The sequence below is a fragment of the Micromonospora sp. CCTCC AA 2012012 genome (assembly GCF_040499845.1).
GTDB classification, from domain to species: Bacteria; Actinomycetota; Actinomycetes; order Mycobacteriales; family Micromonosporaceae; genus Micromonospora; species Micromonospora mangrovi.
This window is the reverse complement of record NZ_CP159342.1, coordinates 4,999,066-5,012,819: the sequence shown is the minus strand read 5'-3', so window position 1 is coordinate 5,012,819 and position 13,754 is coordinate 4,999,066. Positions and strand designations below refer to the sequence as shown.

The following is a 13,754-nucleotide window of genomic DNA, read 5'->3' as shown; positions in this document are numbered from 1 at the left end:
CATGAGTCAGACGGTGGTGCACGTGCTGCGGCACGGCGAGGTGTACAACCCGAACGGCATCCTCTACGGCCGGCTGCCCGGTTTCCGCCTCTCCGAACTGGGCGTCCAGATGGCCAAGGCCGCTGCCCAGGCCCTCGCCGAGCGGACCGTCGTGCACGTGGTGGCCAGCCCGCTGGAGCGCGCCCAGCAGACCGCCGAGCCGATCGCCGCGACCTTCGGCCTGCCGGTCGGGGTGGACGAGCGGCTGATCGAGAGCGCCAACTGGTTCGAGGGCAAGAAGGTCTCCCCGGGCGACGGCTCGTTCCGTGACCCGCGCAACTGGTGGGTGCTGCGCGACCCGGTCACCCCGTCCTGGGGTGAGGCGTACCAGGCGATCGCCGAGCGGATGTTCGCCGCCCTGCACGCCGCCCGGGTCGCCGCCGACGGCCGCGAGGCTGTGCTCGTCTCCCACCAGCTCCCGATCTGGACGCTCCGCCGGTACGTCGAGCGCAAGCGGCTCTGGCACGACCCGCGCAAGCGGCAGTGCGGGCTGGCCAGCCTCACCACGTTCCACTTCGACGGTGCCAAGATCGTCGGTATCGGCTACTCCGAGCCGGCCGCCCATCTGGTGGCGACCTCGCCGACCGCCCGGACGGCCAAGGGGGCCTGACATGCGTTCCCGCAGGCTGCTCGCCGCCCTGCTCACCGCCGTCACCGCCGGGACGGCGCTGGCCGGCTGCTCCTCCGGGAACGAGGAGAGCCGCTGCACCAACCGCGACGGCATCGTCGAGTGCGCACCCGACCAGCGTTCGGCCGCCCCGAAGCTCGCCGGTGACCTGCTCACCGGCGGGACGTACGACGTCAGCCAGGCGCGCGGTCAGGTGGTGGTGGTCAACTTCTGGGGTTCCTGGTGCGCGCCCTGCCGGGCCGAGGCCGACGACCTGGAGGCCACCTACCAGGCCACCAAGGGCTCCGGGGTGACCTTCCTCGGGATCAACGTGCAGGACAGCCGGGACAAGGCGGTCGCCTTCGAGGAGGGTCGGGTCACGTACCCGAGCATCTTCGACCCGGCCAGCCGCCTGGCGCTGGCGCTGGACATCCCGCCGAACACCATCCCCGCCACGGTCGTGCTGGACCGGGACGGCCGGATCGCCGTGGTGGTCCGCGCCGCGGTCACCCAGGACGGCCTGCGCCCGATCGTCGAGCGGATCGCCGCCGAGCAGCCGGCCGCCGGATCGCGCTGATGGGCGAGACGTTCCGCGAACTCGCCCGCTCCGGTCCGCTGCTGCTGGCGATCGGCGCGGCGGCGCTCGCCGGCCTGGTGAGCTTCCTCTCCCCGTGCGTCCTGCCGCTGATGCCCGGCTACCTCTCCTACGTCACCGGCCTCGCCGGCGCCGAACTCGAAGGTGAGCGGAGGCCTCCCACCGATCCCGACCGTGACCCCGGCGGCGGCGGTGGCGTGGCGGTGCGCGAGCGGGTGGCCGTGGCCGCCGTCAAGGGCCGGGTGCTCGCCGGGACGCTGCTCTTCATCGCCGGCTTCACCGTGGTCTTCACCGCCACCGCGATCCTCTTCGCCGGCTTCGGCCGGATCTTCTTCGAGTACGAGCGGACGTTCCAGGTCGTCATCGGCCTGCTGATCATCGTGCTGGGCCTCGGCTACGTCGGCGTGGTCCCGGGCCTGCAACGGGAGTTCCGGATTCACCGGCTCCCCGCGGCCGGCCTGCTCGGCGCACCGGTGCTCGGCGCGGTCTTCGCGCTGAGCTGGATGCCGTGCACCGGCCCCACGCTCGGCGCGGTGCTCGGCATGGCCGCGACCGGCGGGCAGACCGACCGGGCGGTGGTGCTGGCCGTGGCGTACTGCCTCGGGCTGGGGGTACCGTTCGTCGTCTTCGGGCTGGGCTTCCAGCGCCTGCTCGGGGTCTTCCGCGCCGTGCGGCGCAACAGCCGCTGGGTCACCCGGATCGGCGGTGCCCTGCTGATCCTGATCGGCCTGGCGCTGGTCACCGGCGGGTGGCAGAACTTCCTGATCTGGTTGCAGACGACCGTGGGCCCCGGCGAGGTGAGCATCTGATGACGACCGTGGACGACCGGCCGGCGAGCCCGCCCGCCGAGGCGCCCCGGCGCCGGCCGAACCCGCTGCTGGCCCTGCTGCGCAACTCGTGGCGGCAGCTCACCAGCATGCGTACGGCGCTGGTCCTGCTCTTCCTGCTCGCGGTGGCCGCGATCCCCGGCTCGGTGCTGCCGCAGCGCGGGGTCAACCCGGAGAAGGTCAACCAGTACTTCGTCGACCACCCCGACCTGGCCCCGCGGCTCGACCAGGCCGGCATGTTCGAGGTCTTCGGCTCGGTCTGGTTCTCCGCGATCTATCTGCTGCTCTTCACCTCGCTGGTCGGCTGCGTGCTGCCCCGGGTCCGGGACCACTGGCGGGCGCTGCGGATGACGCCGCCGGCCGCGCCGAAGCGGCTCGACCGGCTGCCCCAGCACGCCGTGCTGGCGGCCCCGGCCGCCGCCGACGCGCAGGCCGTCGCGGCCGTGCTGCGCCGCCGCCGCTGGCGGGTGGCGGTACGCGGCAACGAGGTCTCCGCCGAGAAGGGCTACCTCAAGGAGACCGGCAACCTGCTCTTCCACACCTCGCTGGTGGCGATCCTGCTCGGCGTGGCGGTGGGTTCCTGGTACGGCTGGCACGGCAACCGGCTGCTGGTGGCGGGGGAGGAGAACGCCTTCTGCAACACCCGCCAGCAGTACAGCGAGGCCTCCCTCGGCGCCCGGGTGGACAGCGCCGACCTGCCGCCGTTCTGCCTCACGCTGGACGACTTCGAGGCGAAGTTCCTGCCGTCGGGGCAGCCGGAGAGCTTCCGGGCCCGGGTGACGGTGGACGAGCCGGACGGGGAAGCGAAGCGGACCGCCGACTTCTCGGTCAACTCGCCGCTGCGGCTCGGCCCCGCGAACGTCTACCTGCTCGGCCACGGGTACGCCCCGATCCTGAAGTACACCGACCGGTACGGCCGCAGCCAGACCAGCACGGTGCCGTTCCTGACCAACGGCGACATCGGCCTGACCGGTGAGGGCGTGGCCGCCTTCCCGGACGCCAACGTCGACCCGAGGACCGGCAAGCGGGCCGCCGACCAGCAGGTCGCCTTCGACGGGCTCTATCTGCCGACCGCGCCGGAGAGCGCGCCGTTCGTGAAGTCCGAGTTCCCGGCGGAGCGGAACCCGGCGGTGGTGCTGGTCGCGTACCGGGGGAACCTGGGGTTGGACGCCGGCATCCCCGGCTCGGTCTACAAGCTGGACCAGCGGCAGGTCACCAACGGCAAGCTCAAGCAGGTCGGCGACAAGAAGCTCGGCGTCGGCGAGAAGTGGACCCTGGACGACGGCAGCACGCTGGAGTTCCTCGGCAGCAAGCCGTACGTCACCCTCTCCGTCCGGTACGCGCCGGGGCAGACGCTGATGCTGGCCGCCTGCGTGGTGCTGCTCGCCGGGTTGATGGGCTCGCTCTTCGCCCGCCGTCGCCGGGTCTGGTTCCGGGTCACGCCCCCCGACAGTGGATCTCCGACGGGCGGTAGTAGCTTGGTGGAGGCCGGTGGGCTGCCGCGCACCGAGCATCCAGGGTTCGCCGACGAGTTCGCGCAGCTCCTCGCCGCGGTCAGCGACGACGGGCGGCCCGACCGGCGGGCGCGAGAAGGAGACGAGTGATGTCCGCACTCTCCGACCAGCTGGTCACGTACGCGATCCTGGCGTACCTGGTCGCGATGATCAGCCACGCCGTCGAGTACGCGCTCGGCAACGTCCGTGCGGTCCCCGCGACGGCCGCCGTACCGGCCCGTGAGCTGGTCGGCGCGGGCGTCGGCGGCCCGGGCGGGATCGTCGAGGAAGCCGCCGCCGGCCCGGGCGTGACCCGGCCCAGCCGCTCGGCCTCCCGCGCCGCGCTGGCCGGCCGGATCGCCGTCGGGCTCACCGCGCTGGCCGCCGCGCTGCACCTGGGCGCGCTGGTCACCCGGGGCATCGCCGCCGAGCGGATGCCCTGGGGCAACATGTACGAGTTCGTGCTGACGGTCACCTGGATCGGGTCGGCGGCCTGGCTGACCGTGCTGGCGAAGCGCCCGCAGCTGCGGAGGCTCGGGCTCTTCCTGACCCTGGTCATGGTGCTGCTGCTGGCGTTCGCCGAGCTGAAGCTCTATGTCCAGGTCACCCCGCTGATGCCGGCCCTCCAGTCGTACTGGTTCGTGATCCACGTCTCGACGATCGTCTTCGCCTCGGGCATCTTCCTGCTGGGCGTGGTGCCCGCGACGGCCTACCTGATGCGGTCCGGCTGGGAGCAGGGGCGGCGCAGCTTCCCGTACACCCTGGCCCGGCGGCTGCCGACGGCGGCCGGCCTGGAGCGGTTGACCTTCGCGCTGCACGCCTTCGCCTTCCCGATCTTCACCTTCGCGGTGATCGCGGGCGCGATCTGGGCCGAGGCGGCCTGGGGTCGGGCGTGGGGCTGGGACCCGAAGGAGACGTGGGCGTTCATCTCCTGGGTGGTGTACGCGGGCTATCTGCACGCCCGGGCGACGCCGAGCATCAAGCGGAACGTGGCCACCTGGATCTCGATCATTGGCTTCGCGACCATGCTGATGAACCTCTTCGGGGTCAACTTCTTCTTCACCGGCCTGCACTCCTACGCCGGAGTCAACTGACCCGCTGCTGCGGGTTCCATGATCGTCTGCACTTCACCGACCGCGTCTTCGGCGTGTCGCGTCGCTGAGGTGCAGACGATCATGTTTTTCAGCCGCCGAACCAGCCCGGGACGTCGAGGCGGAAGACGTCGGTGGGGACCATCCGGCGGAGGTCGTCCTCGATGGCGTCGACGCGGTCCGCGCCCAGGGTGGCGGCCCAGCGGTCGCGGAGCTGGTCGAAGAGCACCGCCGAGCGGCGTAACCCGTCGAGGCCCCGCTCGGTCATCCGGACCAGTTTGCGCCGGGCGTCGGCGGGGTCGTCGGCACGTTCCAGGTAGCCGAGGGCGACCAGCCGGTCCACCGTCTTGCCGGCGGCCTGCTTGGAGACGCCGAGGCGTTGGCCCAGCTCGGAGGCGGTGGTGCCGGTGACGCCGACGGCCTGGAGAACGAAGCCGTGCACCGGGCGCAGCTCGGGGTGCCCCTGCGCGGCCAGCTCGGCGTGCAGGTCGTCGATGAGCGTACGGAAGCCGGCCAGCAGGAGCAGCGGCAGCACGAAGCCCGGGCGGTCAGGTGTTGCCATGTTCGACAACCTCGTTTACCGTTTGGTCAACCACATTGACTATCGTATCCGAGAGGGGTCGGCATGTCCCGACCGGTCTTCACCGCCCACACTCCCGATACCGCACCCGCCGCCGCCCGCCCCGTCATGGCCGCCGTGCAGCGCAAACAGGGCCACCTGCCCACTGCCGTCGCCCTGATGGCCGAGTCGCCGGAGCTGCTCAAGGGCTTCCTGGCCGCCCTCGCCGTCTTCGACTCCACCGACCTCGACCCGGTCTCCCGCGAGGTGGTCGTGCTCACCGTCGCCACCCGCAACGAGTGCCACCTCTGCGTCGCCATGCACACCGTCACCCTGGAACGGCAGGGCGGCACCCCGGAACTGATCGCGGCGCTGCGGGACGGCACCGAACTGCCCGACGCACGGCTGGCGGCCCTGCGCCGGTTCACCCTCGCCGTGCTCGACCACCGCGGCGATGTGCCCGACGACGAACTGGGCGCCTTCCTCGCCGCCGGCTGGCAGCCCCGGCACGCCCTCGACGTGGTGCTCGGCGTGGGGACGTACACCATCTCCACCTTCGCCAACCGGCTCACCCGCGCCCCGCTCGACCCGCCGCTGGCCGCGTACGCCTGGGAGCCGGCCGCCTGAGCCGCTCAGCCGCGCAGGAACGGCAGCACCAGCGCCGTCGACTCCGCCGGCCGCTCCTCGAACAACCAGTGGCCGCAGTCCTCCACCACCTCGCCGGTCACCGCGTCGGCATAGCCGCGGACCTGCGCCGCCACCTGTTCGCCGAGGCTGGCCCGGGCACCCACGGCGAGCACCGGCATCGGCAGCTTCGTCGACCGGTACCGGGCGTTGTCCGTCACGTCCTGCCCGAACGCCCGGAACCAGTCGAAGCTGGCCCGCAGGTGGTCCTGGTCGCGCAGGTGCCGGGCGTAGACCTCGATGTCGTCCGGGCCGATGCTGCCCTTCCGCACCATGATCGAGTCGGTGAAGCGGTCCACCCAGAGCGCCTCCCGTCCGCTGATCAGTTGCTCCGGCAGGCCGTTGCCGACGTTGAAGAAGCCGAAGTTCCACACCGCCGGGCCGGCGGACGTCAGCGCCGGGATCGCATAGATGCTCTCGTCCGGGATCGGCGCCTCGGTGAGCACCAGCCGGGACACCGCGTCGGGATGGGCGGCGGCGTACGCGTACGCGACCATGGTGCCCAGGTCGTGACCGACCAGCCGGAGGTCACCGGTCAGACCGAGCCCGGTGAGCAGACCGTGCACGTCGGCGGCGATCGTCTTCTTGTCGTACCCGCCGGCCGGCGCGTCGGTGTCGCCGAAACCGCGCAGGTCCGGCGCGACCACCTCGAACGAGCGCCCCAGCTCCGGCAGCAGGTGCCGCCACATGTGCCAGCACTGCGGATAGCCGTGCAGCAGCACCAGCGGGGGACCGCTGCCGCCACGGACGAAGTTCATGGTGATCTCGCCGACCCGGGCCTGCTGCTCGGTGAACCCCGCCGGAACCCGTCCCTCGCCCATCGCCGCCCCCGTCCCGCGTCGGACGGCCCGGATACCCGACCGGCCACCGCTCATGCGGTCCGCGCCGTCCGGCTTTCCGCCGGACCCGTCGGCCGGGGGCCTGTGCGCACATCACAGCACCCGGCGTGGGCGGGGACGGGAGGTGTGCGGGAGACTGGCCGGTATGGCGGCTCGTGGCTTCCCGTACAACGATCTCAAGGACTTCCTCGCGGCGCTGGAGCGCGCGGGTGAGCTGCGGCGGGTGACCGTCCCGGTCGACCCCACCCTGGAGATCAGCGAGGTGGTCACCCGGACCGTCCGGGCCGGCGGCCCGGCGCTGCTCTTCGAGCGGCCCACCCGGGGCGAGATGCCGGTCGCGATCAACCTCTTCGGCACCGAGAAGCGGATGGCGATGGCGCTCGGCGTCGACTCGCTCGACGAGATCGGCGACCGGATCGGCGCCCTGATCAAGCCGGAACTGCCGGTCGGCTGGTCCGGCATCCGCGAGGGCCTGGGCAAGGTCATGCAGCTCAAGTCCGTCCCGCCGCGCAAGGTGAAGACCGCCCCCTGCCAGCAGGTGGTCTACCGGGGCGACGACGTCGACCTGGGCCGGCTGCCCGGCCTCCAGGTCTGGCCCGGCGACGGCGGGATCTTCCACAACTACGGGCTGACCCACACCAAGCACCCCGAGACCGGCAAGCGCAACCTGGGGCTCTACCGACTCCAGCAGCACGGCCGGAACACCCTCGGCATGCACTGGCAGATCCACAAGGACTCCACCGCCCACCACGCGGTCGCCGAGCGGCTCGGCCAGCGGCTGCCGGTCGCCGTCGCCATCGGCTGCGACCCGGTCGTCTCGTACGCCGCCAGCGCGCCGCTCCCCGGCGACATCGACGAATACCTCTTCGCCGGGTTCCTGCGCGGCGAGCGGGTCGAGATGGTCGACTGCCTCACCGTGCCGCTCCAGGTGCCCGCGCACGCCCAGATCGTGCTGGAGGGTTATCTGGAGCCCGGCGAGCGGCTGCCCGAGGGCCCGTTCGGCGACCACACCGGCTTCTACACCCCGGTCGAGCCGTTCCCGGTGCTGCACATCGAGACGATGACCATGCAGCGCGAGCCGGTCTACCACTCGATCGTCACCTCCAAGCCGCCGCAGGAGGACCACGGCCTCGGCAAGGCCACCGAGCGGATCTTCCAGCCGCTGCTCAAGCTGCTGATCCCGGACATCGTCGACTACGACCTGCCGGCCGCCGGGGTCTTCCACAACTGCGCGATCGTGTCGATCCGCAAGCGCTACCCCAAGCACGCGCAGAAGGTGATGAACGCGATCTGGGGCGCCCACCTCATGTCGCTGACCAAGCTGATCGTGATCGTCGATGAGGACTGCGACGTGCACGACTACAACGAGGTCGCCTTCCGCGCCTTCGGCAACGTCGACTACGCCCGCGACCTGCTGCTCACCGAGGGGCCGGTGGACCACCTCGACCACGCCTCCTACCAGCAGTTCTGGGGCGGCAAGGTGGGCGTCGACGCGACCCGCAAACTGCCCACGGAGGGCTACACCCGGGGCTGGCCGGAGGAGATGACCATGTCGCCGGAGGTCGCCTCCCTGGTCGACAAGCGCTGGAAGGAGTACGGGATCTGATGACGGCTGTGCTGGAGCGGCCCGGTCGCGTCACGTCCTTCCTCAAGCTCGTGGCGATCGAGCACTCGGTCTTCGCGCTGCCGTTCGCGTACCTGTCGGCGCTGACCGCGATGCAGGTCGACGGCGGGCGGGTGCGCTGGCTCGACCTGCTGCTGATCACCGTCGCGATGGTCGGCGCGCGGACGTTCGCGATGGCCGCCAACCGGATCCTCGACCGGCGGATCGACGCGCGGAACCCGCGTACCGCCAACCGGGAACTGGTCACCGGGGCGGTCAGCGTGCGGACGGCCTGGACCGGCGCGGCCGTCGCGCTGGTGGTCTTCCTGGCCGCCGCCGCGCTGCTCAACCCGCTCTGCCTGGTGCTCGCCCCGCTCGCCGTGGTGCCGCTGGTCGTCTACCCGTACGGCAAGCGGTTCACCAACTGGCCGCACGCCATCCTGGCCGTCGCCCAGGCGGTCGGCCCGGTCGGCGCCTGGCTCGCGGTCACCGGCACTCTCGCCGGGTCCTGGCCGGCCTGGCTGCTCGGTGCGGCCGTCGGTCTCTGGATCGGCGGCTTCGACCTGATCTACGCCTGCCAGGACTCGGAGATCGACCGGGAGATCGGGGTGCACAGCGTCCCCGCGCGCTATGGCCGGCGCTTCGCGCTGCACGCCTCCACCGTCGCGCACGTGATCACCTTCGGCCTCTTCCTCTGGTTCGGCGCGCTGGTCGGCTTCGGCTGGCTGTGGTGGATCGGGCTGGCGTTCACCGCCGTCGCCTTCGGCTACCAGCACCTGGTGGTCAGCCCCACCGACCTGAGCAAGGTCAACCGGGCGTTCTTCACCGCCAACGGCTTCGTCGGCATCGTGCTCTTCGTCTTCGCCCTGCTCGACCTGGTGATCCGGCTGGGACTGCGCGGCTGACCCGGTCGGCTCAGGGGGCGGTGACCGGGTAGCGGCCGCTCTCCAGGGTCCAGTCGACGGTCCCCCGGACCGCGTTCGCCACCCCGTCGAGGTGGGCGGTGACGGCCTCGTCCAGCGCCGGCCCGAACGACGGCACCGCCGCGCAGAGCGCGACGAAGCGCTCCATCGTCGTCCGCCACCGCTCGGCCACCAGCTCCACCGCGACCTCCACCGGGACGCCCCGCTCGGCGGCGAGCGCCAGCACCAGGTTGTGCCCGCCGCCGGAGACCGTGTCCCGCTCCAACGACGCCACGTCGTTGAACCAGGAGAGCAGGTCGTTGCCGAGGTCGCCGACCCGCCGCAGGGTGGGATGGTGGAAGACCGCGTCGGGCAGCGGCCGACCCGTCGCGAACTCGATCAAGGGGTACGACACGTACGCCGCGGAGGTGGCCCGGCGCAGCTCCACGTACTCGTCGACGCCCGGTGCCCGCCCGGCTGCGGTGGCGACCGCCTCCCGCCAGGTGCCGTCGAGGTGATGGGCCACCGCGTCGGTGAACCGGAGCCGCCAGCGGGCCGGCATCCGGCGGCGGGGCTCCCGCCAGCCCTGCACCAGCAGTCGGCGCAGCGGCCCGGAGAAGCCCGGGTGCCGGGCCCGGGGACCCTCCCGGAGCAGCGCCAGCGCGCCGTCCCGCAGCGCCCGGATCTGCGGCGGGGTGAGTCCACCCCGCCCGTCGCAGGCGTCGTCGACCAGGAAGAACCAGGTGAACAGGGTGGCCAGGGTCCGCAGGTCCCCCTCGGCGGCGTTCGGATAGAGCCGGCCGGCGTACCGGGCGAAGCCGGCCCGGGCCAGCCGTTCCCGGGCGGCGGCGTCCAGCGGCAGGCCGATGCCGACCAGCCGGTCGACGAGCCACTCCTGCACCGGGTCGGCGTGCGGCGAGAGCCGGGGCGGGATCGGGCAGGCGGACCGCAGCGACCGGAGGACGGCGTCGGTCATCACCTGTCCCTCCCGTACGACAGAGATCGCCGACGGGAAGCATGTCAGGTCGTGGGACCGAGCGCCGACCCCGGGGACAACGGGGGATGCTCCGGACAGCGGCCAGCCGGGGGGTGCCGCTCCGGCCCGGGCGGTGACCAGGCACGCTTGACGGTATGCGCGAACCATGGGTGGTCGGCGTCTCCGGGGCCTCCGGCACGCCGTACGCGGCGGCCGTCGTCCGGGCGCTGCTCGACGCCGGCGAGCCGGTGGACCTGATCGTCTCCCGGGCGGCCCGGCTGACCATCCTCGACGAGACCGGCCGCCCGTTCCGCGACGGGCACTGGTCCGACGACCTGGCCGGCTGGCTCGGCCGCGACCTGACCGGCGCGGACGTGCGGTACTGGCCCGCCGGCGACCTGGCCGCCGGCCCGAGCAGCGGCTCCTACCGGGTACGCGGCATGGCGGTGGTGCCGGCGAGCACCGCGGCCTGCGCGGGCATCGCGATCGGCCTCTCCAAGGATCTGTTGCAGCGGGCCGCCGAGGTCAACCTCAAGGAACGCCGGCCGCTGGTGGTGGTGCCCCGGGAGACCCCGGTGACCCGCAGCCACCTGGAGCACCTCATCGCGCTGCACGACGCCGGCGCGGTGGTGCTGCCCGCCAGCCCGGGCTTCTACGGTGCCGGTGCGGCGGCCTCCGCCCAGCAGCTCGTCGACTTCGTGGCCGGCAAGGTGCTGGACGCGCTCGGCGTACCGCACACCCTCTTCCGCCGGTGGTCGGGGGAGTTGGCCGCGGACCGTTCCCGACCGGACGATCCGCTCGGGCGGGACGCGGACCGGGCCTGACGGCCGGTCCGCGTGCCGATCCGCACCACTCAGTACATGCCGGCGTTGGCCGGTCCGGGGCCGGTCGAAGCGGCGGGGCCCATGTTGCGTGGCTTGCCCATGTCCTCCGCCTCGTCCAGCATGCCCTCCCCCTCAAGCAGGGCCCGCACCTCGGATTCCCGAAACCGGCGATGCCCGCCTGGAGTCCGGATGCTGCCGATCCGGCCGGCCGCCGCCCAGCGCGTCACAGTTTTCGGGTCAACCCGAAACAGCGCGGCGACCTCACCCGGTGTCAGCAGGCGATCTCCAGTGTCCACAGCCCCCTCCTCGCGTCGACGAAGCCCCCGGCTGAACACACTGCCCCCGGCCGGTGCGAGCCCAGAGCCGTCATGAGGGACGTATGGCAATTACAGCACCAGCGACCTGGCCTGTCCGCCAAACGCGAAAAAAGCACTGAGTGGGAAGTTAGGAAATGTTACCTGGTCAAAGCCTCCGTGACCCTGAGTCCGTAAATAGTTACGTGTTGTCGTGTTCAACGGATGCCGGGTGCGGGACGTTACGGCCGGGCGGCTAGGGTCACAGTCCGTGGACGCGATCGACATGAGCCTCGTGGAGCTGCTCCGCGGCAACGCCCGCCTGTCGTACGCCGAGCTGGCCCGCCAGGTCGGCCTCTCCGCACCGGCGGTGCACGAGCGGGTCGGCAAGCTGGAGTCGAGCGGCGTCATCCGGGCGTACCGGGCGGAGGTCGAACCGGAGGCCATCGGACTCGGGGTCACCGCGCTGATCGGCATCGTCGAGGACTCCGGCGGCGACACCGACGACGTGCTGGAGGTGTTCCGGCAGATGCCCGAGATCGAATCCTGCTATTTCATGGCCGGCGTCGAGTCGTTCCTGCTCAAGGCGCGCGTCGGCACCATCGCCGAGCTGGAGCAGCTGATCGTCCGGTTGAACCGCACGCCCGGCGTCGCCTCCACCCGGACCGGGATCGCCCTGTCGACCAAGTGGGAGAACCGCCCCCAACCCATCGAACTCCCCACGCCCTGACCTCACGCCCTGCCGACCGGCCACGCCCTGCCGACCGGCCACGCCCTGCCGACCGGCCACGTCCCGCCGGCCGGCCGGCCACGCCCTGCCGACCGGACGCGACCTGAGCGGCCAGCCTGAGCCGACGGACCTGGCTGCCCCCGGGCTCTCACCAGGCCGGACATCCCCCTTCGACCGCTACGAACTTGATTACAAAGATGGATCAGGAGCCGTGGGCTATCGGTCCTGGGTCCTGGGTCCTGGATCGTGGGCTGTGGGCCGTGGGCCGTGGGCCGTGGGTCGCGGCGGTGGGTCGGGGCGGTGGCCCTGCGCCGTCGACGCTGTGCGCCACCGGCCGCCGTCCGGATGATTCATCTTTGTAATCAAGTTCGTAGCGGGATGAGGGAAGGGCCGGGTCGGCGGGGACGTCTGGTGCGACCTGCTCGCGCGGCGATACCGTGCGTCGATGACGACGCCATCGCCCGGACCGGCCGCGGAACCCGGGCGGGCCGCGGAACCCGGGCGGGCCGTGGAACCCGGGCGGGCCGTGGAACCCGGGCGGGCCGTGGAACCCGGGCGGGCCGTGGAACCCGGGCGGGCCGTGGAACCCGGGCGGGCCGTGGAACCCGGGCGGGCCGTGGAACCCGGGCGGGCCGTGGAACCCGGGCGGGCCGTGGAACCCGGGCGGGCCGTGGAACCCGGGCGGGCCGTGGAACCCGGGCGGCCCGCGGGAGCCGGGCGGGCGCAGAAAGCCGGGCGGGCCGCGGGAACCGGGGAAGTCGTGGGGGCCGGGCGGGCGGCAGGAGACCGAGGGGTCGGGGCGCCGAGGACGGCGGTGGTGACGGGAGCGGCGGTGGTGACGGGAGCGGCCGGCGGACTGGGCCGGGCCGTCGCGGCCGCGCTGCACGCCGACGGCTGGGCCGTACTCCTGACCGACCTGGACGCGGACGCCGTCGCCGCCGCGGCGGCACCGCTGGGCGGCTGGTCCCGGGCGCTCGACGTCCGCGACGAGGCGGCCTGTGCCGCCGTGGCCGCCGAGGCAGCGGCCGGGACCCGTGGTGGGCTCGGGCTCTGGGTGAACAACGCCGGGATCCTCGCCACCGGACCGTCCTGGACCCATGACGCGGCGACCCGCCGCCGGCTGATCGAGGTCAACACCCTCGGCGCGATCAACGGCACGCTCGCCGCCCTGGAGATCATGCGGGCCCAGGGCCGGGGGCACGTCCTCAACGTCGTCTCGCTCGCCGGGCTGATCGCCGCGCCCGGCGAGACGGTGTACGCGGCCAGCAAGCACGCCCTGCTCGCGTTCAGCCTCGGCACCCTGAGCGACCTGCGGATGGCCGGGCTGCGGGGCGTACACGTGTCGTGTCTGTGCCCGGACGGGATCTGGACGCCGATGCTGCACGACCGGCTCGACGACCCCGGTGCGCTGGCCTCCTTCACCGGATCGATGCTGACGCCCGAGCGGGTGGCGGCGCGGGCCGCCCGGCTGGCCCGCCGGCCCCGGCCGGTGGTCAGCCTGCCGCGCTGGCGCGGCGCCCAGGTACGCCTCCTCGACGCGCTGCCCCGGCTGGCGCTCGCGCTCACCCCGGTGATCCGGGCCGCCGGACGGGCCGGGCAGCGGCGGCAGCGCCGCCGGACCGGGTCGACGGAGCCGGGAACCGGACCCCGACCGGGGCCGGACGAGAACCCGGCTCGCTTGTAACGTTGCCG

15 protein-coding genes are annotated in these 13,754 nt (G+C 72.7%); 11 read left to right on the top strand and 4 right to left on the bottom strand.

Going from position 1 to position 13,754, the window contains the following annotated elements; genetic code table 11:
• Position 1 precedes the first annotated feature (1 nt).
• From ABUL08_RS22310 to ccsB, 5 genes are read left to right on the top strand one after another with little or no spacing between them, the layout of a single operon-like run.
• Positions 2–649 carry a histidine phosphatase family protein gene (locus tag ABUL08_RS22310; protein ID WP_350931912.1) on the top strand — a complete coding sequence of 216 codons (648 nt, stop codon included), beginning with the start codon at positions 2–4 and terminating at the stop codon, positions 647–649.
• Between the two features lies 1 nt (position 650).
• Positions 651–1,223 (top strand): TlpA family protein disulfide reductase, encoded by a 573-nt coding sequence (locus ABUL08_RS22305; protein WP_350931911.1) that lies wholly within the window; start codon positions 651–653, stop codon positions 1,221–1,223.
• A complete protein-coding gene (locus tag ABUL08_RS22300; RefSeq protein ID WP_350931910.1) occupies positions 1,223–2,050 on the top strand; it encodes a cytochrome c biogenesis CcdA family protein in 828 nt (275 codons plus the stop codon). The genes ABUL08_RS22305 and ABUL08_RS22300 overlap by 1 nt, the downstream gene beginning before the upstream one ends.
• Entirely contained in the window at positions 2,050–3,672 is a 1,623-nt protein-coding gene (gene resB, locus ABUL08_RS22295; RefSeq protein WP_350931909.1) for a cytochrome c biogenesis protein ResB, read from the top strand. Before ABUL08_RS22300 ends, resB begins: the two co-directional genes overlap by 1 nt.
• Entirely contained in the window at positions 3,672–4,655 is a 984-nt protein-coding gene (gene ccsB / locus ABUL08_RS22290; RefSeq protein ID WP_350931907.1) for a c-type cytochrome biogenesis protein CcsB, read from the top strand. Before resB ends, ccsB begins: the two co-directional genes overlap by 1 nt.
• Before the next feature lie 88 nt (positions 4,656–4,743).
• Here the strand turns inward: ccsB and ABUL08_RS22285 are convergent, their stop codons facing one another.
• Complete coding sequence (locus tag ABUL08_RS22285) at positions 4,744–5,214, bottom strand: MarR family winged helix-turn-helix transcriptional regulator (protein ID WP_350931906.1); 471 nt, start codon at positions 5,212–5,214, stop codon at positions 4,744–4,746.
• 63 nt (positions 5,215–5,277) lie between these two features.
• Between ABUL08_RS22285 and ABUL08_RS22280 the strand changes: the two genes are divergently transcribed.
• A complete protein-coding gene (locus ABUL08_RS22280) occupies positions 5,278–5,838 on the top strand; it encodes a carboxymuconolactone decarboxylase family protein (RefSeq protein ID WP_350931905.1) in 561 nt (186 codons plus the stop codon).
• Between the two features lie 5 nt (positions 5,839–5,843).
• Here ABUL08_RS22280 and ABUL08_RS22275 read toward each other — a convergent pair whose 3' ends face one another.
• Positions 5,844–6,716: an alpha/beta fold hydrolase gene (locus ABUL08_RS22275; protein ID WP_350931904.1), complete on the bottom strand. Its 873-nt coding sequence runs from the start codon at positions 6,714–6,716 to the stop codon at positions 5,844–5,846.
• A gap of 163 nt (positions 6,717–6,879) precedes the next feature.
• On the opposite strand from ABUL08_RS22275, the gene ABUL08_RS22270 reads away from it, so the two are divergent.
• Positions 6,880–8,340 carry a menaquinone biosynthesis decarboxylase gene (locus ABUL08_RS22270; RefSeq protein ID WP_350931903.1) on the top strand — a complete coding sequence of 487 codons (1,461 nt, stop codon included), beginning with the start codon at positions 6,880–6,882 and terminating at the stop codon, positions 8,338–8,340.
• Positions 8,340–9,242 carry a menaquinone biosynthesis prenyltransferase MqnP gene (mqnP, locus tag ABUL08_RS22265; RefSeq protein WP_350931902.1) on the top strand — a complete coding sequence of 301 codons (903 nt, stop codon included), beginning with the start codon at positions 8,340–8,342 and terminating at the stop codon, positions 9,240–9,242. The genes ABUL08_RS22270 and mqnP overlap by 1 nt, the downstream gene beginning before the upstream one ends.
• Before the next feature lie 10 nt (positions 9,243–9,252).
• Here mqnP and ABUL08_RS22260 read toward each other — a convergent pair whose 3' ends face one another.
• A complete protein-coding gene (locus tag ABUL08_RS22260; protein ID WP_350931901.1) occupies positions 9,253–10,215 on the bottom strand; it encodes a terpene synthase family protein in 963 nt (320 codons plus the stop codon).
• Positions 10,216–10,370: 155 nt separating this feature from the next.
• Here ABUL08_RS22260 and ABUL08_RS22255 point away from each other — a divergent pair, with 155 nt between their 5' ends.
• Positions 10,371–11,039 carry a UbiX family flavin prenyltransferase gene (locus ABUL08_RS22255; protein WP_350931900.1) on the top strand — a complete coding sequence of 223 codons (669 nt, stop codon included), beginning with the start codon at positions 10,371–10,373 and terminating at the stop codon, positions 11,037–11,039.
• A gap of 29 nt (positions 11,040–11,068) precedes the next feature.
• On the opposite strand, the gene ABUL08_RS22250 is transcribed toward ABUL08_RS22255, so the two are convergent.
• Positions 11,069–11,335, bottom strand: coding sequence for a BldC family transcriptional regulator (locus ABUL08_RS22250; protein WP_350931899.1), 267 nt, complete (start codon positions 11,333–11,335; stop codon positions 11,069–11,071).
• Positions 11,336–11,603: 268 nt separating this feature from the next.
• Between ABUL08_RS22250 and ABUL08_RS22245 the strand changes: the two genes are divergently transcribed.
• Together ABUL08_RS22245 and ABUL08_RS22240 are read left to right on the top strand one after the other, a co-directional pair.
• A complete protein-coding gene (locus ABUL08_RS22245) occupies positions 11,604–12,062 on the top strand; it encodes an Lrp/AsnC family transcriptional regulator (RefSeq protein ID WP_350931898.1) in 459 nt (152 codons plus the stop codon).
• Positions 12,063–12,879: 817 nt separating this feature from the next.
• Complete coding sequence (locus ABUL08_RS22240) at positions 12,880–13,746, top strand: SDR family NAD(P)-dependent oxidoreductase (RefSeq protein WP_350931897.1); 867 nt, start codon at positions 12,880–12,882, stop codon at positions 13,744–13,746.
• Positions 13,747–13,754 lie beyond the last annotated feature (8 nt).